The sequence below is a fragment of the Saccharothrix sp. DSM 118769 genome (assembly GCF_052936295.1).
The window spans coordinates 201,020-220,062 of sequence record NZ_CP193627.1 but is presented as its reverse complement, the minus strand read 5'-3'; the positions used below and the strand labels follow the sequence as shown (position 1 = coordinate 220,062).

Sequence of the window (19,043 nt, the reverse complement as noted above, 5' to 3'; positions counted from 1 at the left end):
CGCTACGGGTTGAGCGCCTCGGTCACCGAGGCGGGGCCGACCAGGGGGATGTCCGGCGAGATGCCGTCGTCCTCCGCGACCAGCACGGCCTCGACCTCGTGCGGCCGGACCCTGCCCGCGCGGATGTCCTCGGCCCAGTGGCACGCCACCTTGTGGCCGGGCAGCACCTCGCGCAGCGCGGGCCGCTCGGTGTCGCACTTCGTCGCCTGCTTCCACGGGCACCGCGTGTGGAACCGGCACCCGGTCGGCGGGTTCGCCGGCGACGGCAGGTCACCGGTCAGCAGGATGCGCTCGCGGCGGTCCTCGACCAGCGGGTCCGGCACGGGGATCGCCGACAGCAGGGCCTTGGTGTACGGGTGCAGCGGCTCGGCGTAGAGGTCGTCCGAGGTCGCCTCCTCCACCAGGCCGCCCAGGTACATCACGCCCACCCGGTCGGAGATGTGCCGCACCACGGCCAGGTCGTGGGCGATCACCAGGTAGGTGAGGCCCAGCTGGTCCTGGAGCTCCTCCAGCAGGTTCACGACCTGCGCCTGCACCGACACGTCGAGCGCCGACACCGGCTCGTCGGCGATGATCAGGTCGGGCTCCACGGTGAGCGCGCGGGCGATGCCGATGCGCTGCCGCTGGCCGCCGGAGAACTCGTGCGGGTACTTGCGCAGCGACGTGGACGGCAGGCCCACCGACGACAGCAGCTCGCGCAGGCGCTTGCCGGTCGCCTCCTTGCCCTTGTCCAGGTCGTGCGCCCGCAGGCCCTCCACCAGGATCGACTCCACCGACTGCCGCGGGTCCAGGGACGACATGGGGTCCTGGAACACCATCTGCATCCGGCGGCGCATCCGCCGCAGCTCCTCGCCCTTGAGCGTGGACAGGTCCGCGCCGTCGAAGACGACCCGGCCCGCCGTGGGCTCGGTCAGCCGCAGCACCGCGCGGCCCAGCGTCGACTTGCCGCAGCCGGACTCGCCGACCAGGCCGTACGTCTCGCCGCGCCGCACCGCGAGGTCCACGCCGTCGACCGCGTACACGTGGCCGACGGTGCGGTCCAGGACCACGCCGCGCTTGATCGGGAAGTGCACCTTGATGCCCTCGACGGACACCAGGGTGTCGGTGTCCACCGGGGACTGCGGGGTGGCCGTGCTCACACCGGCACCTCCTCGACCTGCGCGGGCTTCACCGGGTTGTGGCAGCGCAGCAGCCGCCCACCGCCGATGTCCTCCTGCTCGGGCGTGACCTGCACGCACACGTCCAGCCTGTTCGGGCAGCGGGGCGCGAACGCGCACCCGTGCGTCCACGGGATGTTGTCGGCCACCGAACCCCGGATCGGGTTCAGCCTCTCCCCGCGCGGCGCGTCGAGCCGCGGGATCGACGACAGCAGGCCGTGCGTGTACGGGTGGCGGGGCTGCGCGAACAGCTCGTGCCGCTGCGCCTTCTCCACCACCCGGCCGCCGTAGAGCACGTTGACCTCGTCGCACAGGCCCGCGACCACGCCCAGGTCGTGCGTGATCATGACGAGCGCCGTGCCCAGGTCGTTCACCAGCTCCTTGAGCAGGGCGAGGATCTGCGCCTGGATCGTCACGTCGAGCGCGGTGGTCGGCTCGTCGGCGATGAGCAGGCGCGGGCGGCAGGCCAGCGCGATGGCGATCAGCGCGCGCTGGCGCATCCCGCCGGAGAGCTGGTGCGGGTACTCGGTGAGCCGCCGCTTCGGGTCGGGGATGCCGACCTTGTCCAGCAGCTCGGCCGCCTCGACCATGGCCTTCTTGCGCGGCAGGTCGCGGTGCCGCTCCAGCACCTCGGTGACCTGCAACCCGATCGGGATCACCGGGTTCAGCGACGACAGCGGGTCCTGGAACACCATGCCCAGGTCGCGGCCGCGCCGGTCCCGCATCTGGCGGTCGGACAGCGCGAGCAGGTTCTCGCCCTCGTAGTTCACCGTGCCGCTGACCCGCGCGCCGCGCTTGGGCAGCAGGCCCATGATGGCGAGCGACGTGACGGACTTGCCGCACCCCGACTCGCCGACCAGGCCCACGGTCTGGCCGGGCTCCACGTCGAAGCTCACGTGGTCGACGGCGGTGAAGGGCTGCTCCCCCTTGCGCTCGAAAACCACGGTGAGGTCACGGACTTCCAGTAGTGGCACGACTTCACCGCCTGCTCTTGGGGTCGAGGGCTTCGCGCAGGGTCTCGCCCATCAGCGTGAAGCCCAGCGCGACGACGATGATGCAGCCCGCCGGCCAGAACGCCAGCTGCGGGTGGGTGTCGAAGACGTTCTGCACGTCGCCGAGCATCTGCCCCCACTCCGGGATGCGGTCGTCGGGGTTGCCCAGGCCGAGGAACGACAGCGCCGCCGCGTCGATGATGGCCGTGGCCAGCACCAGCGTGGACTGCACGATCACCGGTCCGAGCGAGTTGGGCAGCATGTGCCGGAACACGATGGCGCCCGGCTTCACGCCCAGCGCGGTCGCGGCCAGCACGTGGTCGCTGCCCCGCTGCGCGAGCATCGAGCCCCGCAGCAGCCGCGCGAACACCGGGATCTGCACCACCGCCACCGCCACGATCACGGTGTACTGGTTGGGCCGCGCGAACAGCGCGCTGATGCTGAACGCCAGCAGCAGGCTGGGCAGCGACAGCATGACGTCGACGATCCGCATGACCACGGAGTCGACCCAGCCGCCGAACGCGCCGGCCAGCGTGCCGAGCGTAAGCCCGCCCGCCAGGCCGATGATCGTGGCCAGCACGCCCACGATCAGCGTCTGCTGCGAGCCGACGAGCATCCGCGACAGGAAGTCGCGGCCCTGGAGGTCGCCGCCGAGCGGGTGACCGGGCTGGGGCTCCGGGATCGCGTTGCGCGCCTTGACGACCTGGTCGATGAGCATCGGGTCGGCCGGGTCGTGCGGCGCCAGCCACGGCGAGAGGATCGACACCAGCACGAACAGGGTGATGATCCCGGCGCCGGTGAGGAACACCGGGCTGCGCCGCAGGGTCCGCCACGCGCTCGCGGCCAGGCTGACACCGGCGTCGGCGCCGGCCTCGGCCAGCTTGTCGATGCGGTCTTTCTTGCGGGTCGGAGTGACCATCGCGGCTACCTCGTCCTGATCCGCGGGTCGATGAGCGCGTACGAGAGGTCCACCAGCAGGTTGACCACCACGTACACGACCGTGGCCATGATGATCAGCAGCAGGAGCACCGGGTAGTCGCGTCTCTCGAACCCGATGGCCAGCGCCTGGCCCACGCCGGCGAAGGAGAACACCTTCTCGGTGAGCACCGCGCCCGCCAGCAGCGCACCGGTCTGGAGACCGATGGTGGTGACGACCGGGAGCATCGCGTTGCGCAGCACGTGCCTGCGGCGGATCACCGGCGAGGTGAGGCCCTTGGACTCGGCGGTGCGCACGAAGTCCTCGTCGAGCACGTCGAGCACCGCGGCCCGGGTGATCCGGAAGACCACCGCGAACGGGATCGTCGCCAGCGCGACGGCGGGCAGGATCAGGTGCTCCAGCGCGTTGAGCGCCGCGTCCCACTCCTGGGTGATCACGCCGTCGAGGACGAAGAACCCGGTCACGCGCGTGGCGTTGATCGCGTCCTGGCGCCCCTCGGTGGGCAGGCCCAGCGCCGAGGACAGCACGTCCTTGAGCACGTAGGCCAGGAAGAACACCGGCACGGCCACGCCGAGCAGGGAGCCCGCGACGCTGAAGTTGTCGAACCAGCCGCCGCGGCGCTTGGCCGCCATGTACCCCAGCGGGACACCGACGGCGATGGCGATGACGATGGCGAAGAAGCTCAGTTCGATCGTGGCGGGGAAGCGCTGGATGAAGATGTCGAGCGCCGAATCGCCGGGCTGCACGCCCGTCGAGACGCCGAAGTCGCCCGACAGCGCGCGTCCGAGGAACTTGAAGTACTGGACCAGGATCGGCTGGTCCAAGCCGAGCTGTTTGGTGAGGGCTTCCCGCGACTCGGGCGTGGCGCGCTCCCCCAGGAGGGCCGAGACCGGACCTCCCGGGAGAGCGCGGAGCCACGCGAAGAGCAGCAGGGACAGCACCAGCACCACGCCGACCAGCTGGATCAGCCGTCGGATCGTGTAGCGGAGCATTGAGCTACCCCGTCGTCTCTATCTGGAGTTGAGCGGACTCAGCCCTTGCTGGCCGGGCCGAACCTCTCGTCGGTCAGCGGACTGGGCACGAGGCCCTTGATGTCCGACTTCAGCACCAGGGCCGGCGGCGAGTGGGACACCGGGACGGCCGGGAGGTACTCCTCCATGATCTTCTTGTTCAGGTCCTCGTACATGCCCTTGCGCTTGCCCTCGTCGGGCTCCGAGTTGGCCGCGGCCAGCTCGTCGGCGAGGGTCTGGCCCCAGGCGGACGCGCCGGTGTTGAAGCGGTTGTCGGTGCGGCCGAAGAACGTGCCGATCCAGTTCTGCGGGGTGCCGTTGTCACCGGTCCAGCCCAGCATGAACAGGTCCGGGATGCCCTGGTCGACGTCGGTCAGGTAACCGCCGTTCCACGGCTTCGAGGTGACGTTCAGCTTGATGCCGGCCTTCTCCAGGTCACCGGCGATGGCGGCCTGCAGGTCCTTCGGGCTCGGCATGTACGGCCGGGTGACCTCGGTCGGCCAGTAGAAGTTCAGCGTCAGGTCGGACGCGCCGGCCTCGGCGAGCAGCGACTTGGCCTTCTCCGGGTCGTACTTGACCTCGGTGATCGAGCTGTTGTAGCCCTCGACCGTGTTCGGCATGAACTGCGTGGCGACGGACGCGCCCTCGGGCAGCTGCGACTTGACGAGCTGCTCGCGGTTGATCGCGTACATGAGCGCCTGGCGGACCTTGAGGTCCTGGAGCTTCGGGTTGTTCTTCTGGTTGATGCCCAGGTAGAGGACGTTGAACGCCGGGCGCACCGCGACGTTGAAGCCCTTCTCCTTCAGGCCCGGCCAGTCCGCCGCGTTCGGCAGGTCGTAGCCGTCGATGTCGCCGGCCTCCAGCGCCTGCTTGCGCGCCGTCTCGTCCGGGATGATGCGGAAGACGACCTTGTCGAGCTTCGGCTTCCCACCGTGGTAGCCGTCGTTGCGCACCAGTTCGACGACGTTGTTCGCCTTGTCGAACTTGGAGAACTTGAACGGGCCGGTCCCGGTCGGGTGCTCGTTCGCGTAAGCCGGGTAGGTGAAGCTGTCACCGGCCGCGACGACGTTGTCCGCGTCGTACTGCTTGAGCGCCGCGGGGCTGGAGATCGAGAACGACGTGAAGCCCAGGACCGACGGGAACTGCGAGGTGGCCTCGTTCAGTTCGATGACCGCGGTCTTCGCGTCCTTGGCCGCGCAGGACTTGTAGAGCGACGGCTTGTCGGGGGTGTCCGCGAAGCCGCCGAAGTTGTCCAGCCAGTACTGCGAAACGGCGTCGGACTGGCCGGCGCCCTTCTGGTTGTACCAGCGGTCGAAGTTGTAGCACACCGCTTCGGCGTTGAAGTCCGTGTCGTCGTGGAACTTCACACCTTCCTTCAGTGTGAACGTCCACGTCCTGCCGTCGGTCGACGACTCCCACTTGGTCGCCAGGGCCGGCTCGACCTCGGCCGTGCCGGGCTTGAAGCCGACGAGACCCTCGTACATCTGGCGGGAGACGCGGAACGTCTCGCCGTCCGTGGCGTAGAACGGGTCGAACAACTTCGGGGCACCTGCTGCGCCGAAGGTGAGCGTGCCGCCGACCTGCCCCGCCCCGGAGTCGCCGTCCCGCTCGGATTGAGCGCAGGCGGACAGTGCGAGCGCGGCTACGCCGGTCAGGCCGATCGCGGCCGTCCAACGGCGCCGAGCCGTTCGGGAATGAACCATCAAACACCCCTAGGGAAATTCCGGGATCTCACGGTGTGGTCACGGACCCTAACCGGTCCCCGCAACCTTCCACGTCGTCGCAGGTCACGATCCGGCCACGTGAATGAGCATTCTCGTACGAGCGGTCGACACCCGCTGACCCAACGTGACGACGGATGATCGGGCAAACGCTCTCCTACGCTGTACAACGGACAACGGGGAAACCCGCGCGCGCGTGGACGGGAGGTCGCCGGTGAGCCCAGTGGTCGAGTTCCGCCTCCTCGGGCCGCTCCGGGTGCTCGTCGACGGCGAGCAGGTGGTGGTGCGGGCGGGGCGGCAGCGGTCCCTGCTGGTCTCGCTGCTGATGCGCGCCGGCGCCGGTGTCTCGGTCGACGAGCTGGCGGAGCACATCTGGGGCGCCGAACCACCCGCCCGGGCGCGCGGCACCCTCCAGACCTACGTGATGCGGCTGCGGCAGGTGCTGGGACCCGCCGTGCCGATCCGCACCGTCCCGGACGGGTACCTGATCGACGTCGACGAACGCACGATCGACGTCATGCGGTTCGAGCAGCTGGTCGAGGAGGGCGAGCGGGAACGGGCCGCGGGCGGGCTGGAGGCGGCGTCGGCGATCTTCACCGCGGCGCTGGCGCTGTGGCGGGGACCGGCGCTGGTCGACGTGCCGTCCGAGGTGCTGCACCGCGACGAGGTGCCGCGCCTGGGCGAGCGGCGGCTGCACGTCGAGGAGCGCCGCGTCGAGGTGGACCTGGAGCTGGGCCGGCACGCCGAGCTGGTGCCCGAGCTGTCCCGGCTGACCAGCGAGCACCCGCTGCGCGAGCGGCTGTGGGCGCAGCTGATGGTGGCCCTGTACCGGTCGGGGCGGCAGGCCGACGCGCTCGGCGCGTACCGCCGGGTCAGCGGGCTGCTGGCCGAGCAGCTGGGCATCGACCCGGGCGACGAGCTGCGGCGCGTGCACCAGCAGGTGCTGAGCGGCTCGCCCGCGCTCGAACCGCGCCCGGCGGCGGCCACCGCGGCCCGCGACCGGGTCGTGCCCTCGCAGCTGCCCGCCGACATCGGCGACTTCGTCGGCCGCGGGCAGGCCGTGCAGCTGATCGAGGCGCTGCTGAGGACCGCGCAGGGCGTGCCCGTGGTGACGCTCGCCGGGCCGCCCGGGGTGGGCAAGACGGCGCTGGCCGTGCACGCCGCGCACAAGATGCGCCACTTCTTCCCCGACGGGCAGCTGTACGTGAACCTGCGCGGGTACGCCCAGGGCCAGCCGCTGAGCGCCGTCGACGTGCTGCCGCGGTTCCTGCGGGCGCAGGGCGTGCCGCCCGAGTCGGTGCCGCTGGACCAGGACGAGCAGGAGGCGATGTTCCGGTCGCGGCTGACCGACCAGCAGGTGCTGCTGGTGCTGGACAACGCGGCCAACGCCGAGCAGATCCGGCCCCTGCTGCCGGGCTCGCCGGGGTGCGCGGTGCTCGTGACCAGCCGCGACACCCTGCGCGGCCTCGCGGTGAGCCACGCGGCGTCCAACGTGCGGCTCGACGTGCTGGACCGGGCCGAGACGCGGGCGCTGCTGGCCGGGATGCTCGGCGAGGAGGTGGTCGCGGCGCAGGCGGGGGCGGCCGACGAGCTGGCCGAGCTGTGCGCGCACCTGCCGCTGGCGCTGCGGATCGCGGCGGCCAACCTGCTGTCGCGGCCGGAGACCACCATCGCCTCGTACGTCGAGGAGCTGCGGGCGGGCAACCGGCTGGCCGCGCTGGCCGTGGAGGGCGACGAGCGGGCGGCCGTGCACGCGGCGTTCGACCTGTCGTACACGGCGCTCAAGCCGGAGCTGGCCTCGCTGTTCCGGCTGCTCAGCCTCGCGCCCGGCGACATCACGCCGGACGTGGCGGCGGCGTTGGGCGGGCTCACCGCGCAGGACGCGCGGCGGCGGCTCGACCGGCTGGCCACGGCCAACCTCGTGGACAACCACGCGCCGGGCCGCTACCAGTTCCACGACCTGCTGCGGGACTACGCGGCCGAGCGGCTCGCGTTCGAGGACGACCCGGCGGAGAGCGCGCAGGCCACCCGCCGGCTGCTGGACTGGTCCATCCGTTCGGTGGACAACGCGACCGACGCGTTCAAGTCGACGCTGCTGCGGCTGCCGCGCACCGACGTCGTGGCGGGCGTGACGCCGCGCCTGTTCACCACCTCGGGCGAGGCGCTGACCTGGCTCGACGCCGAACGCGCCAACCTCGTGGCGCTGGTCGTGCACGCGGCCGACCGGCAGCCCGACCGGGACGTGTGGCAGCTCGCCGACGCGTTGCGGCGGTACTTCTACACGATCGGGTTGCCCGCGGAGTGGCTGGCGACGGCCAAGGCCGGGCTGTCCGTCGCGCAGGCCACCCAGGACGCGGTCGGCGAGGTGGCGATGCTGTCCTCGCTCGGCACCCTGTACTGGGTGATCGGGCAGCACCGGGTGGCCGTCGACTACTTCCGCCGCGCCATCCCGATCCAGCAGCGCACCGGCGCGTCACCGGCCGTGGAGGCGGCCGTGCTGGCGAACCTCGGCGCGGTCTACATCGAGGTCGCCGAGCTGGAGCAGGCCGCCGACCACCTGGAGCGGGCGCTGGTGATCACCCGGTCCATCGGGGCGCTCCAGCAGGAGGGCATCGCGCAGCTGAACCTCGGCGGCGTCTACATGCACCTCGGGCAGCTCGACCGGGCCGTGTCGTCGTTCGAGGGGGCGCTGGACGTCGGCAACCGGCTCGGGGCGTGGATGACGCAGGCCGACAGCCACCGGGCGCTGGCCGAGGCGCACCTGTTCCTGGGGCAGCCGGAGCGCGCCGCGGAGCTGTACGAGCGGTGCGGGGAGCTGTACGAGCGGGCCGGCGCGCGGCGGTTCGCGCACTTCTCGCACGAGGGGCTGGCGCTGACCTACGTGATGCGGGGCCGGTTCACCGAGGCGGCGCGGGAGGCCGAGGAGGCCGTCGCCATCGCCGAGGAGATGGGCCTGCTCAAGGGCCTGTGCGACGCGAAGAACGCCCTGGGCGAGGCGCTGTGCGGCCTGGGGCGGCTGGAGGAGGCCGTGGACCGCACGACCGAGGCGCTGCGGACGGCCGAGGAGACCGGGTACCCGCTGGGCACCAGCGCTGCCCGGCGCAACCTGGCCCTCGTCCACCGCGCGGCCGGGCGGCTCGACGAGGCCCGCTACTCGGCCGGGCAGGCCCTGGACAGCGCCGTCCGCTACCGGCTGCGCGTGGCCGAGGTGGACGCCCTCGCCGTCCTCGGCCGGGTCCGGCTCGACCAGGGCGACGTGCCCGGGGCCCTGGACCTGGCGCTGCGCTGCCTGGAGCTGAGCCGTGCCACGGGCCAGCGCTTCGTCCACGCCCGCGCCGCCCACCTGGCCGGCGATGCCCTGGCCGCCACCGGCGACCTGGCGTCCGCCCGCCCCCACTGGCAGGCGGCCCGCGACTGGTACACCGCGATCGGCTCCCCCGAAGCCGCCACCCTCCCCTGACCCCGCGAGTCATGCGCTCACGACCCGCGAGTCCAACGCTCGCGACCCGCGAGTCATGCGCTCAGAGCCCTCGTGTCATGCGCTCGTGCTCACCGGCAGGCTCGGGTAACCGCGCCGAACGCATGACACGAGGGTCATGAGCGCATGACTCGCGGGTCGTCAAGGCATGACTCGCGGGTCGTGAGCGCATGACTCGCGGTGGGTCAGGTGTGGATGGTTTTGGTGGCTCGGGAGGGGGTGTCGTCCACGGCGAACCAGCCGCGTTCGAAGGACTGCCAGCGCTCCAGGTGGCGGCGGCTCGCTTCGCCGTCGCGGGCCACGGCCCGGGCCAGGCGGGTCGCCGGGTCCGGGTGCTCCACCCAGATCGCCTCGTCCAGGCGGGCGGCGATCCGGCGGCGGGCGGCCGAGACGCCCTCCAGGACGAGGACGGGGGTACGGGGAACGGTGACCCACTCGCCGAGGCGGGGCCAGCCGGCCGACCAGTCCATGCGCTGGTAGCGGCCCTCCTCGCCCCGCCACAGGGGTTCGAGGACGCCGTGCAGCAGGCGCGGCCACCAGGCGACCGGGTCGGCCCAGGTCGCGAAGTGGTCCGTCGGCACGACGTGCGCGCCGAGGTCGGCCGCCAGGTCGCGGGCGACCGTCGACTTGCCCGAGCCCGACGGCCCGTCGACCGCGATCAACCTCACATGCTGCGCCGGCCGGACAGCGCCCGGCCGAGGGTCAGCTCGTCGGCGAACTCCAGGTCGCCGCCCATCGGCAGGCCGGAGGCCAGCCGCGTGACGGTCAGCCCCGGGAAGTCGCGCAGCATCCGCACCAGGTACGTCGCCGTCGCCTCGCCCTCGGTGTTCGGGTCGGTGGCGATGATGATCTCGTTGACGTCCGTGCCGATGCGGGTGAGCAGCTGCCGGATGCGCAGCTGGTCCGGCCCGACGCCCGACAGCGGGTCGAGCGCGCCGCCCAGGACGTGGTAGCGGCCCTTGAACTCACGGGTCCGCTCCACCGCGAGCACGTCCTTCGGCTCCTCGACCACGCAGATCAGCGTCAGGTCGCGGCGCGGGTCGCGGCAGATGCGGCACGTCGTCTCGGCCGAGACGTTGCCGCACACGTCGCAGAACACCACGCCGTCCTTGACCTTCTGCAACGCGTCCTGGAGCCGGCCGATGTCGGCGGGCTCCGCGGCGAGGAGGTGGAAGGCGATGCGCTGCGCGCTCTTCGGACCGACGCCCGGCAACCGGCCGAGCTCGTCGATCAGGTCCTGGACCGGCCCCTCGTACATCAGCCGAACAGCTTCCCGAGACCGCCCAGGTCGTCCATCCCGCCCATGCCGCTGGCCAGCGGGCCCATCTTCTGGGCGGCCAGCTCCTGGGCGGCGCGGTTCGCGTCGCGCACGGCGGCGACGACGAGGTCGGACAGCGTCTCGACGTCCTCCGGGTCGACGGCCTTCGGGTCGATGTTCAGGCTCTTGAGCTCGCCGCCACCGGTCACCACGGCGGTGACGAGGCCGCCACCGGCGGTGCCGGTGACCTCGGCCTCGGCCAGCTCCTGCTGCGCGGCAGCGAGCTGCTGCTGCATCTTCTGCGCCTGCTGGAGGATCTGCTGCATGTTGGGCCCACCGGGTTGCACCGCGGGTTCCTCTCTTCGGGGTTTGCCGCCGTTCACCAGCGTAGTCGCGTCGATCAGCCCTTCAACGGGCGAGCACCCAGCTCGTCGGCGAGGAGCTTGAGCACGATGGCCTCGGGGTCGGGCCGCTCGCCCAGGTCCTCGGACGGCAGGGCCGCCTCGGCGAGCATCTCCTCCTCGTCGACCGGCTCCGGCGGGAGGGGGTCGTCGGGTTCGGGCGGCTCCGGGGGCGGCGGCACGTCGTCCACCGGCGGGCGTGGCGCCTGCCGGGTCGGCTGCTCGGGGGCGCGCTGCGCCTGGGCCTGGCTGGGCCTGGTCGGCGCGGGCCGCTGCGGCTTCGGCGGGGCCTGCCGGGTGGGCGCGGTCGCGGCCGGGGCGTCGCCGTGGACGCACTTCACCTGCCACGTGCCGCCCAGGACCTCGGCGAACGCGGTGGCGATGGCGTCGGCGTTGCGCGGTTCGGCGAGCCGGCGGGCCAGCGGCGCGGAGGTGTGCGCCAGGGTGATCGTGGTGCCGTCGACCTCGGCGACCGTGGCGTTGGTCAGCATCGCCTCGGTGCTGCGGCTGGCGTTGCGGACCACGCCCAGGAGTTCGGACCAGCGCCGGCGCACCTCGGCCGCGTCGACGCCGCCGGACGCGCCCGTGCCGACGGACGGGCCCGTGCCGCCGGCGGGCTGGGCGGCGGGAGCCGCCACCTCCGGGGCCGGGTCGGCGGGCGGGGGCGGCACCTCGACCGGCCGGGTGGGTGCGGGGTCGGGACGCGCCGGGGCCTGCTGCATCGCCGCGGACCGCAGCACGGGCGGCGGGGGCGGCGGGCCTGCCGGGGCGGGTGGGCCCGCCGTGCCCGTCGGACCTGCCGGGACCGCGGAGCCCTGAACGGCGGGAGCCTGGGCTACGGGGGCTTGCACGGCGGGGGCCGGGGCTGCGGGGGCCCGGGCTGCGGAAGCCTGGGCGGCCGGTACCTGAGCCGCGGGCGCCGGGGCGGCGGGGGGCTGGGCGGCCGGGGCGGGTGGGGTCGGGTCCGCGGCGCGTTGCGACGGGCGCTGGAAGCGGGGCTCGACCGGCTGACCGTTGGTCGCGCCGCCGGCCGCGCCACCGCCGGCGGGCGGGCCGTGGCGCTCCAGCTGCTCCAGGCGCTGCAGCAGGCCCGACTCGGCGTCGCCGACCGAGGGCAGCAGCATCCGCGCGGCCACGAGTTCGAGGACCAGCCGGGGCGCGGTCGAACCGCGCATGTCGGTGAGGCCGGCGTGCAGGACCTCCGCCCACCTCGTCACGGTCGCCGGGCGGGTCGCGTCGCGCTGGGCGAGCATCTTCGCGACCTCGTCGTCCGGCGCGGTGACCAGGTTGCGCGTCGCCGCGTCCGGCACGGCGTGCAGCAGCACGAGGTCGCGCAGGCGGTCGAGCAGGTCGGAGGCGAACCGGCGCGGGTCGTGCCCGGCGTCGACCAGCCGGTCGATCGTGCCGAACACGGCCGAGCCGTCACCGGTGGCGAGGCCGTCGACGAACTCGTCGATCAGCGCCACGTCCGTCACGCCGAGCAGCGCGATGGCCCGGTCGTAGCGCACGCCCTCCGGGCCCGCGCCGGACAGCAGCTGGTCCATCACCGACTGCGTGTCGCGCGCCGACCCGCCGCCCGCGCGGATGACCAGCGGGAACACCGACGGGTCGACGGTCACGCCCTCGTCCGCGCAGTTGCGCTCCAGCAGGGCCCGCATCGCGCCCGGCGGGATCAACCGGAACGGGTAGTGGTGCGTGCGCGAGCGGATGGTGGGCAGCACCTTGTCCGGCTCGGTGGTGGCGAAGATGAAGATCAGGTGCTCGGGCGGTTCCTCCACGATCTTCAGCAGGGCGTTGAAGCCCTGCGTGGTGACCATGTGCGCCTCGTCGATGATGAACACCCGGTAGCGGGACTCGGCGGGTGCGTAGAACGCCTTGTCGCGCAGCTCGCGGGCGTCGTCGACACCGCCGTGGCTGGCCGCGTCCAGCTCCACCACGTCGACGCTGCCGGGGCCGTTGGGCGCGAGGCCGACGCACGAGTTGCACTCGCCGCACGGGTCGGGCGTGGGGCCGTTCACGCAGTTCAGCGAGCGGGCGAGGATGCGGGCGCTGGACGTCTTGCCGCAGCCGCGCGGCCCGGAGAACAGGTACGCGTGGTTGACCCGCCCGGCACGGAGCGCGATGCGCAGCGGGTCGGTGACGTGCTCCTGCCCGACCACCTCGCCGAAGGTGGCCGGTCGGTACTTGCGGTAGAGGGCGAGCGCCACGCCGGGGACCTTACCGGGAGGGTCCGACAAAAGAAGGGGACCCCGTGCACCCACCAGAGCCCGCTTATCCTTGCTGCCTTCCGGCCCTGGGGAGGTTCGCGAGATGTGTGCCGCACGAGGTCCGCAGTCAGTGTAGCCGGTCCCCTGGACGCCCCGTCGCCCTGCCCGGCAAACTCCTCACCGGAACCTTCTGCACTCGGTGAAGGAGGAACATGAAGACAGCTCTGGTCCTCGCCGGCGCGGCCCTGCTCCTCGGCGCGGGCACCGCGGCGGCCGACCCCGTCCCACCCCGGCACGCGGTCGTCGTCTGCGACACGGCCAGCTTCTACGGCAACTACGACCACTCGTCCGGGCCCGTCGGCTTCAAGCGGACCCTGACCCGCGGCAACAAGATCGGCCACACGCCCGGCGCGCACCCCGTCTACAACGGGTGGGCGGCGAGCATGGACTTCGGCCCGAACGACTGGGGTTATCTCCGGATCGAGTGCATCGGGGGTTACGACTCGTGGTGAGGACAGCGGCCGTGCTGGCGGTGGCGGTCGCGCTGGTCGCGACCGCCACCCCCGCCCGAGCGGCCAACGGCACCGTCGGCGAGCGCGAGACCGTGTGCGCGCAGGACCTCTACGTGCGCACCGCGCCGAACGACGGCCCGTGGATGGGCACGCTCTACAAGGGACAGACGTTCCTCGTGAAAGGACCGAAGACCGGGAACTACGTCTACGGCTTCGCCTACGGGCACATCAACGCCCACGGCTGGGTCGTCGACGGCTGGTTCTGCTGAGACCCCTCAGAGGCCCAGCTCCCGCGCGAACAGCGGCACGGCCTTGTCGAGCGCGTAGGCCGTGCCCAGGGACGACCCGCTGGAGAAGGCGTTGACCAGGTCCTCGTCCTCCAGGACCAGGGCGTTCGCCGGAACCAGCGGGTTGGCCTTGAGCGCGCTCGCGTCGCCGCCGATGGGGAACAGCACGGGCAGGTCGGCGTTGAGCAGGTCGAGCCGCTCGGCCGAGATGTCCACGTAGAACGTGCCGGCCGCCAGCGCCTCGACGTCGGCGCGCGGCGTGAAGCCGATGGCCTTCATGAAGTCGGTGCGCGAGTCGCCGGAGACGTACGCGCCGAACTTGCCGTCGAAGAACGCGCCGACCACGGTGGACCTGCCGTCGAACTTCCTGCTGTCGGCGAACTTCGCCTCCAGGTCCTTGACGACCTTCTCCCCCTCGGGCACCTTGCCGAGCGCCTTGGCGACCAGCTCGACCTGCTGCTTCCAGGTCGTGCCGTACGGGATCACGTCCTTGGGCGCGCCGATGGTGGGCGCGATCCTGGACAGCGTCTCGTGCTTCTTCTCGTCGTTGTCCGACCGGGTGTTGAGGATGAGGTCGGGCTGGAGCGCGGCCACCGCCTCGTAGTCGATCTCGGTGGTGCCGAGCAGCTTCGGCGCCTCCTCGTACAACCCGTCCGCCCACGGCCCGACGCCGTTCCCGCCGAACGCCAGCCAGTCGCTCGCGCCGACCGGCCGCACGCCGAGGGCGAGCGCGGCCTCCGCGTCGGACCAGCCCAGCGCCACGACGCGCGTCGGCGGCTCGTCGATCGTCACGGGACCGAACCGGGTGTCGACGGTCACCGCCGTTCCCCGCTCGGCGTTCTGCCCGCCCTCCGGTTCACCACCGCCGCCGCAGGCGGCCAGCAGCAGTGCGGACAGTACGACCACGAAACCACGCTTCACCTTGCACCTCCTTAGGTGAGCCTAACCGAACACATCGCCCACGGATGCACGCGCGGGCCCGCGTCACAGCGGCGCGGGGCGGTCGGGCAGCCCGGCGACCACCCGTTTTGGGGACCGCCGGTGGGCTCCGTTAGACTCGGCGGCGGAGGATTCGCATAGTGGCCTAGTGCGCACGACTGGAAATCGTGTTGGGTTAACCCCCTCACGGGTTCAAATCCCGTATCCTCCGCCGCACAGGACCCCGGCACCGTCAGGTGACCGGGGTCCTGTCGTTCCGGAGCAACCCCGCGGACTTCCCGTGCGTGTACCCAGTGATCGCACTCGATCACTGGGAGGAACCGCATGAGGATCGCCAAGACGATCGCCGCCGTCGCGCTGGCCGCCGCGGGCGTGCTCGCCGGGAGCGCAACCGGGAACGCCACCGCGAGCGCCGCGCCCGCGGACGGGTGGGACCCGAACGCGCCCTACGGCGTCACCACGTGGCACTACGTCAACCAGAGGTCGTGCCCGTCGTCGGCGTGCGCGTACCTGGGCACCATCCCCGCCTGGACCACCACCATCGCCTACTGCTGGTACCAGGGGGAGCCCGTCACCGACGCCGGCATCACGAACGACGTCTGGCTGCTGGTCAGCCTCCAGGACGGCGGCCAGAAGTGGGCGAGCGCCGTCTACTTCCAGGGCGACGCGTACGCCGGCCTCCCCGGCCACGCGGCGTGCCGCGACCACAACCTGCCCCGCCCGCAGGCCGCCTGACCCGATGACGAGGCCCCCCGGACGGCGTGTCCGGGGGGCCTCGTCACGTCGGTCGCCTACGGGCGGGGCAGGCACTCCAGGACGTCCTCCAGCAGGAAGACGACCTTGTCGACGTTCGCGTTGCCGGTGCTCGGGCGCAGCTTGACGACCTGCGGGTCGTGGTCGCTCGCCTGGTCGGCGAACTCGGCGTTGATGTGCACCACGTCGTAGCGGTACCGGGTGATGTTCGAGCTGATCAGGATGTGGTCGAGGGTCTGCGAGTTGCCCTCGAACACGTAGCTGTACCGCTCGGCCGCCGGGAGGGTGTCCATCAGGGCGACGACCTGGCCGCCGGCGGTGAGGGTCTTCACCGCGGGCGAGAACTGGTAGTCGTTGATGTCACCCGCGAGGACGACGTTGGCGCCCTTGTCGACCGCCTTCACCTGGTCCACGAAGCCCTTGAGCAGCGCGGCCTGCTGGGCCCGCTGCACCTCGGAGCCGCGCACCGGCTCCTGGTAGCGGCCGTGCATGGCCTGGTCGCCGCCCTTGGAGTTGAAGTGGTTCGCGACCACGAACACGGTGCGGCCGCGGAACTTGAACTCGCCGGCCAGCGGCTTGCGGCTGCTGTTCCACGCCGGGTCGGCGGGGGCGACGCGGCCCGGCGACACCGACAGCGCGGCGCGGCCCTGCTGCTTCACGACCGACACCGGGGTCGTCGCGTCGCCGCCCGGCCGGTCCACGAAGGACACCCGGGCCGGGTTGAACAGGAACGCGACCCGGATGTTGCCGCCCGGCTCGCCGCCGTCCTGCTTGTTCGCGGGGTCGACCTGGCGCCACCGGTAGCGCGGACCGCCCGCGGCGGCGATGGCGTCGGTGAACTTCGTGAACGTCAGGTCCGCGGCCACCGTGCCGTCGTCGACCGCGCCGTTGTTGTCCTGGATCTCCTCCAGCACCACGACGTCCGGGCTCGCCAGGTTGTGCACCACGGCGGCGGCCAGGCGGTCGAACTTCGCCTGGTCGTTGGTGGCGGCCAGGTTCTCCACGTTGTAGGTGGCCACGGTCATCTCGTAGCCGCGCTGCGCGTCGGTCTTCTCCGGCTGGGTGCCGCCGGGGACGTGCTCGCCGACCGACTTGGCGGCCAGGGTGTAGCCGCCGAAGTTGGTGTACTCGACGTTGCCGACGGTCGCGCCGCGCCACACGTCGCCGACGTTGCTGGTGGTCGGGGCCGCCGCACCGGGCTTGACCTTGATCCGGCCGCTGTTGGGCTGGTCGTAGCCGAGGTAGATCGTGCCGCCGCGCGCGGTCGGGTTCTGGTCCGGCAGGGTGGTGATCCACGTCTCACCGAAGCTGTTCGTGGGGCCGACCACGCGGGCGTCGTCCACCTGGACGTACATGCCCTCGCGGGACTCGAAGTAGTCCTGGCCGTAGGTCGCGGGGTCGAGCGGGAGCGCCTCGACGCTGCCGCCGCCCGCGGTGGGCAGGTAGCCGGCCGGGGGCTTGAGCACCTCGGGGGCCGGCAGGGCGTTGCCCCTGGACCGCACGGTGACCGTGGCGGACGTGATCTCGGTGAGCGTCTGGTTGCTGTTGCTCGCCGCGTCGCCGGCCGGTCGGTACTCGGCGACCGTGCCGGAGACCAGGACGTCGTCGCCCGGTTCCACGGTCGGGACCAGGCCCGCGGTGTAGACGAACACGCCCTCGCTGGTGCGCGGGTCGGCGTCCGGGGCGGTGTCCTGCACCCAGAAGCCGCGGTCGCCGGTGGCGCGGGTGGCCGTGACGACGCCGGGGACGCCGGTCACCTTCTGGCCGACCAGCGGCGAGATGCGGGTCGTGCCCTGGACGTCGCGGATGCGCTTGTCGCCGGGCCCCGGCTCGGGGTCGGGGTCCGGCTCGGTGCCGCCGGGGCCCTGGCCCGCGGCGTTGACCGGCGTCGGCGCGCCCACGGCGAAGTCGGTGGCGTTGTCGTCGGTGTCGGTCAGCGCCGGGCGGGCGGCGGACGTCGTGCTGCCCAGGTTGCCGGTCGGCGTGCCCTCGCGGACCACGGCGGCCGTGCCGTAGCCGACCAGGTCGCGGACGCGGGCGTCGGCGGCGCAGTCGGCGGCGGTCTTGCAGGTGAGCGCGGTCGTGCCGGCGACGAGGGCGATGGTGCCCCCGGTGCCGCTCATCGCGATCGTGCCGGTGGCGTCCGGGGCGGGCAGCTCGACCGTGCCGCCGGAGCCCTTGGACTCGGCCACGAGGAACCGGCCGCCGGCCGCGATCGACCCGGTCAGCGGCGTGACCTGCCACGTGCTCGCGGCGCTCGCGCTCGCCGGCAGGTACTGGACGCTCCAGCCGTCCACCGCGACCGCGCTCGCACCGCGGTTGGCCAGCTCGACGAAGTCCTGCGTCAGCGTCGCCCCGGAGTTGCCGCCGCCGCCGTAGACCTCGGCGATGAGGGCGTCCGGGCTCGGTGCGGCGACGGCCGGCGCGACGAGGGCGAGCGTCACGGCGGAGGCGGCGGTCGCCGCCAGTCCGAGGCGCAGCGGAGTGGGTCTCAAGGCTTCCTCCGGGAAGTTGGCGGGTTCGCGCATCCTCCCCGGATCGGGTGAACGACGGAAGACACCGTGACTAACGGTTAACCCTTGACGCTTCACTCGAACGTGTGTTCGACCGTAGGGTAGGGTTCTCGACGTGCCGATCCGGTGGCCCTCCCAGCGCCGGCAGGCACGCCGCACCCGACAGGGGCGCCGGGCCGGGACCTGACGAGGTCGGGGGCCGGCGCCCCTGTGCGGTCGGCTCCGCCACACATCCCGCCGCACCACGTCCCGCCGCACCACGTTCCACCGGCCCCACATCCCACCGCACCGCCCGCACCGCGCCGCCGTGCACCCGATCGGACCCGCCGCGCGCCCGACAGGGCGCATCGCCGTGCACCCGTTGAGCGCAACGCGCCGGGACGTGCGACGTTGGACCTCCAGCACCCAGGCGGAGGAGGTCGCGGTGCCCAGCTACGACAAGTCGGTCGAGGTCTCCGTCCCGGTGTCCGTCGCGTTCGCGCGGTGGACCGAGCCGAAGCTGTTCCCCCGGTTCATGCCCGGCGTGGAGCACGTGACGCAGGTCGACGCCGACCACCTGCACTGGATGACCGGCTTCGGCGGGTTCCAGCGCGAGTTCGACGTGGAGATCACCGAACGGCGGCAGGACGAGTGCATCGCCTGGCGGACCACCGGCGGGGCGCACCACACCGGCTCGGTCACGTTCACCGCCCTGGACGAGGGGCGCACCCGCCTCGAACTGCACCTGGACCACCGGCCCAGCGGCGCGCTGGAGACCATCGGCTCGGCGGCGGGGGTCGTGGGCGCCCGGCTCCAGGGCTACCTGAACGGGTTCAGGAGGTACGCCGAGGAGGAGTACGCCGACGGTTCCCGATCACCCGAGGTGACCTGACCGGCGG

At 72.5% G+C, this 19,043-nt stretch carries 16 protein-coding genes, 1 tRNA gene and 1 other RNA gene; 6 read left to right on the top strand and 12 right to left on the bottom strand.

Annotated features, from left to right (window positions below):
• Positions 1–2: 2 nt before the first annotated feature.
• The 5 genes from ACRAKJ_RS01085 to ACRAKJ_RS01065 are packed head-to-tail and all read right to left on the bottom strand — an operon-like array spanning position 3 to position 5,799.
• Positions 3–1,139 (bottom strand): oligopeptide/dipeptide ABC transporter ATP-binding protein, encoded by a 1,137-nt coding sequence (locus tag ACRAKJ_RS01085; protein ID WP_438923773.1) that lies wholly within the window; start codon positions 1,137–1,139, stop codon positions 3–5.
• A complete protein-coding gene (locus ACRAKJ_RS01080; RefSeq protein WP_438923772.1) occupies positions 1,136–2,131 on the bottom strand; it encodes an oligopeptide/dipeptide ABC transporter ATP-binding protein in 996 nt (331 codons plus the stop codon). The genes ACRAKJ_RS01085 and ACRAKJ_RS01080 overlap by 4 nt, the downstream gene beginning before the upstream one ends.
• 4 nt (positions 2,132–2,135) lie before the next feature.
• On the bottom strand, positions 2,136–3,068 hold the full coding sequence (locus ACRAKJ_RS01075) for an ABC transporter permease subunit (RefSeq protein ID WP_438923771.1): 933 nt from the start codon (positions 3,066–3,068) through the stop codon (positions 2,136–2,138).
• A 5-nt stretch (positions 3,069–3,073) separates the two neighbouring features.
• The gene (locus tag ACRAKJ_RS01070) at positions 3,074–4,078 is read right to left on the bottom strand and encodes an ABC transporter permease subunit (RefSeq protein ID WP_438923770.1); all 1,005 of its coding nucleotides are present in this window, start codon (positions 4,076–4,078) and stop codon (positions 3,074–3,076) included.
• A 38-nt stretch (positions 4,079–4,116) separates the two neighbouring features.
• Positions 4,117–5,799, bottom strand: coding sequence for an ABC transporter substrate-binding protein (locus tag ACRAKJ_RS01065; protein WP_438923769.1), 1,683 nt, complete (start codon positions 5,797–5,799; stop codon positions 4,117–4,119).
• Positions 5,800–6,031: 232 nt separating this feature from the next.
• Here ACRAKJ_RS01065 and ACRAKJ_RS01060 point away from each other — a divergent pair, with 232 nt between their 5' ends.
• Complete coding sequence (locus tag ACRAKJ_RS01060; RefSeq protein WP_438923768.1) at positions 6,032–9,277, top strand: BTAD domain-containing putative transcriptional regulator; 3,246 nt, start codon at positions 6,032–6,034, stop codon at positions 9,275–9,277.
• 203 nt (positions 9,278–9,480) lie between these two features.
• Here the strand turns inward: ACRAKJ_RS01060 and ACRAKJ_RS01055 are convergent, their stop codons facing one another.
• The 5 genes from ACRAKJ_RS01055 to ffs all read right to left on the bottom strand — a co-directional run bounded on the left by ACRAKJ_RS01055 (position 9,481) and on the right by ffs (position 13,287).
• Positions 9,481–9,963 (bottom strand): (d)CMP kinase, encoded by a 483-nt coding sequence (locus ACRAKJ_RS01055; protein WP_438923767.1) that lies wholly within the window; start codon positions 9,961–9,963, stop codon positions 9,481–9,483.
• A complete protein-coding gene (recR, locus tag ACRAKJ_RS01050; protein ID WP_306744319.1) occupies positions 9,960–10,553 on the bottom strand; it encodes a recombination mediator RecR in 594 nt (197 codons plus the stop codon). The genes ACRAKJ_RS01055 and recR overlap by 4 nt, the downstream gene beginning before the upstream one ends.
• On the bottom strand, positions 10,553–10,900 hold the full coding sequence (locus ACRAKJ_RS01045) for a YbaB/EbfC family nucleoid-associated protein (protein ID WP_438923766.1): 348 nt from the start codon (positions 10,898–10,900) through the stop codon (positions 10,553–10,555). Before ACRAKJ_RS01045 ends, recR begins: the two co-directional genes overlap by 1 nt.
• Before the next feature lie 53 nt (positions 10,901–10,953).
• The gene (locus ACRAKJ_RS01040; RefSeq protein ID WP_438923765.1) at positions 10,954–13,161 is read right to left on the bottom strand and encodes a DNA polymerase III subunit gamma and tau; all 2,208 of its coding nucleotides are present in this window, start codon (positions 13,159–13,161) and stop codon (positions 10,954–10,956) included.
• 31 nt (positions 13,162–13,192) lie between these two features.
• An RNA gene (gene ffs / locus ACRAKJ_RS01035) (signal recognition particle sRNA small type) lies at positions 13,193–13,287 on the bottom strand.
• Between the two features lie 86 nt (positions 13,288–13,373).
• On the opposite strand from ffs, the gene ACRAKJ_RS01030 reads away from it, so the two are divergent.
• Positions 13,374–13,673, top strand: a complete 300-nt coding sequence (locus ACRAKJ_RS01030) for a hypothetical protein (RefSeq protein ID WP_438923764.1) — start codon at positions 13,374–13,376, stop codon at positions 13,671–13,673.
• On the top strand, positions 13,667–13,942 hold the full coding sequence (locus ACRAKJ_RS01025) for a hypothetical protein (protein ID WP_438923763.1): 276 nt from the start codon (positions 13,667–13,669) through the stop codon (positions 13,940–13,942). Before ACRAKJ_RS01030 ends, ACRAKJ_RS01025 begins: the two co-directional genes overlap by 7 nt.
• A gap of 6 nt (positions 13,943–13,948) precedes the next feature.
• Here ACRAKJ_RS01025 and ACRAKJ_RS01020 read toward each other — a convergent pair whose 3' ends face one another.
• A complete protein-coding gene (locus ACRAKJ_RS01020; RefSeq protein ID WP_438923762.1) occupies positions 13,949–14,881 on the bottom strand; it encodes an ABC transporter substrate-binding protein in 933 nt (310 codons plus the stop codon).
• A 144-nt stretch (positions 14,882–15,025) separates the two neighbouring features.
• Between ACRAKJ_RS01020 and ACRAKJ_RS01015 the strand changes: the two genes are divergently transcribed.
• Positions 15,026–15,110 (top strand) — tRNA-Ser (locus ACRAKJ_RS01015).
• Between the two features lie 113 nt (positions 15,111–15,223).
• The gene (locus tag ACRAKJ_RS01010) at positions 15,224–15,634 is read left to right on the top strand and encodes a hypothetical protein (RefSeq protein ID WP_438923761.1); all 411 of its coding nucleotides are present in this window, start codon (positions 15,224–15,226) and stop codon (positions 15,632–15,634) included.
• Positions 15,635–15,690: 56 nt separating this feature from the next.
• Here the strand turns inward: ACRAKJ_RS01010 and ACRAKJ_RS01005 are convergent, their stop codons facing one another.
• Positions 15,691–18,147 (bottom strand): endonuclease/exonuclease/phosphatase family protein, encoded by a 2,457-nt coding sequence (locus ACRAKJ_RS01005; protein WP_447008850.1) that lies wholly within the window; start codon positions 18,145–18,147, stop codon positions 15,691–15,693.
• Positions 18,148–18,547: 400 nt separating this feature from the next.
• On the opposite strand from ACRAKJ_RS01005, the gene ACRAKJ_RS01000 reads away from it, so the two are divergent.
• Positions 18,548–19,036: an SRPBCC family protein gene (locus ACRAKJ_RS01000; protein ID WP_438923759.1), complete on the top strand. Its 489-nt coding sequence runs from the start codon at positions 18,548–18,550 to the stop codon at positions 19,034–19,036.
• The last annotated feature ends 7 nt before the right edge of the window (positions 19,037–19,043 follow it).

Coding starts and splice junctions, on each gene's coding strand:
- ACRAKJ_RS01070 (WP_438923770.1), bottom strand. CDS start 4,078: ATGCTCCGCTACACGATCCGACGGCTGATCCAGCTGGTCGGCGTGGTG.
- recR (WP_306744319.1), bottom strand. CDS start 10,553: ATGTACGAGGGGCCGGTCCAGGACCTGATCGACGAGCTCGGCCGGTTG.
- ACRAKJ_RS01030 (WP_438923764.1), top strand. CDS start 13,374: ATGAAGACAGCTCTGGTCCTCGCCGGCGCGGCCCTGCTCCTCGGCGCG.
- ACRAKJ_RS01010 (WP_438923761.1), top strand. CDS start 15,224: ATGAGGATCGCCAAGACGATCGCCGCCGTCGCGCTGGCCGCCGCGGGC.
- ACRAKJ_RS01065 (WP_438923769.1), bottom strand. CDS start 5,799: ATGGTTCATTCCCGAACGGCTCGGCGCCGTTGGACGGCCGCGATCGGC.
- ACRAKJ_RS01075 (WP_438923771.1), bottom strand. CDS start 3,068: ATGGTCACTCCGACCCGCAAGAAAGACCGCATCGACAAGCTGGCCGAG.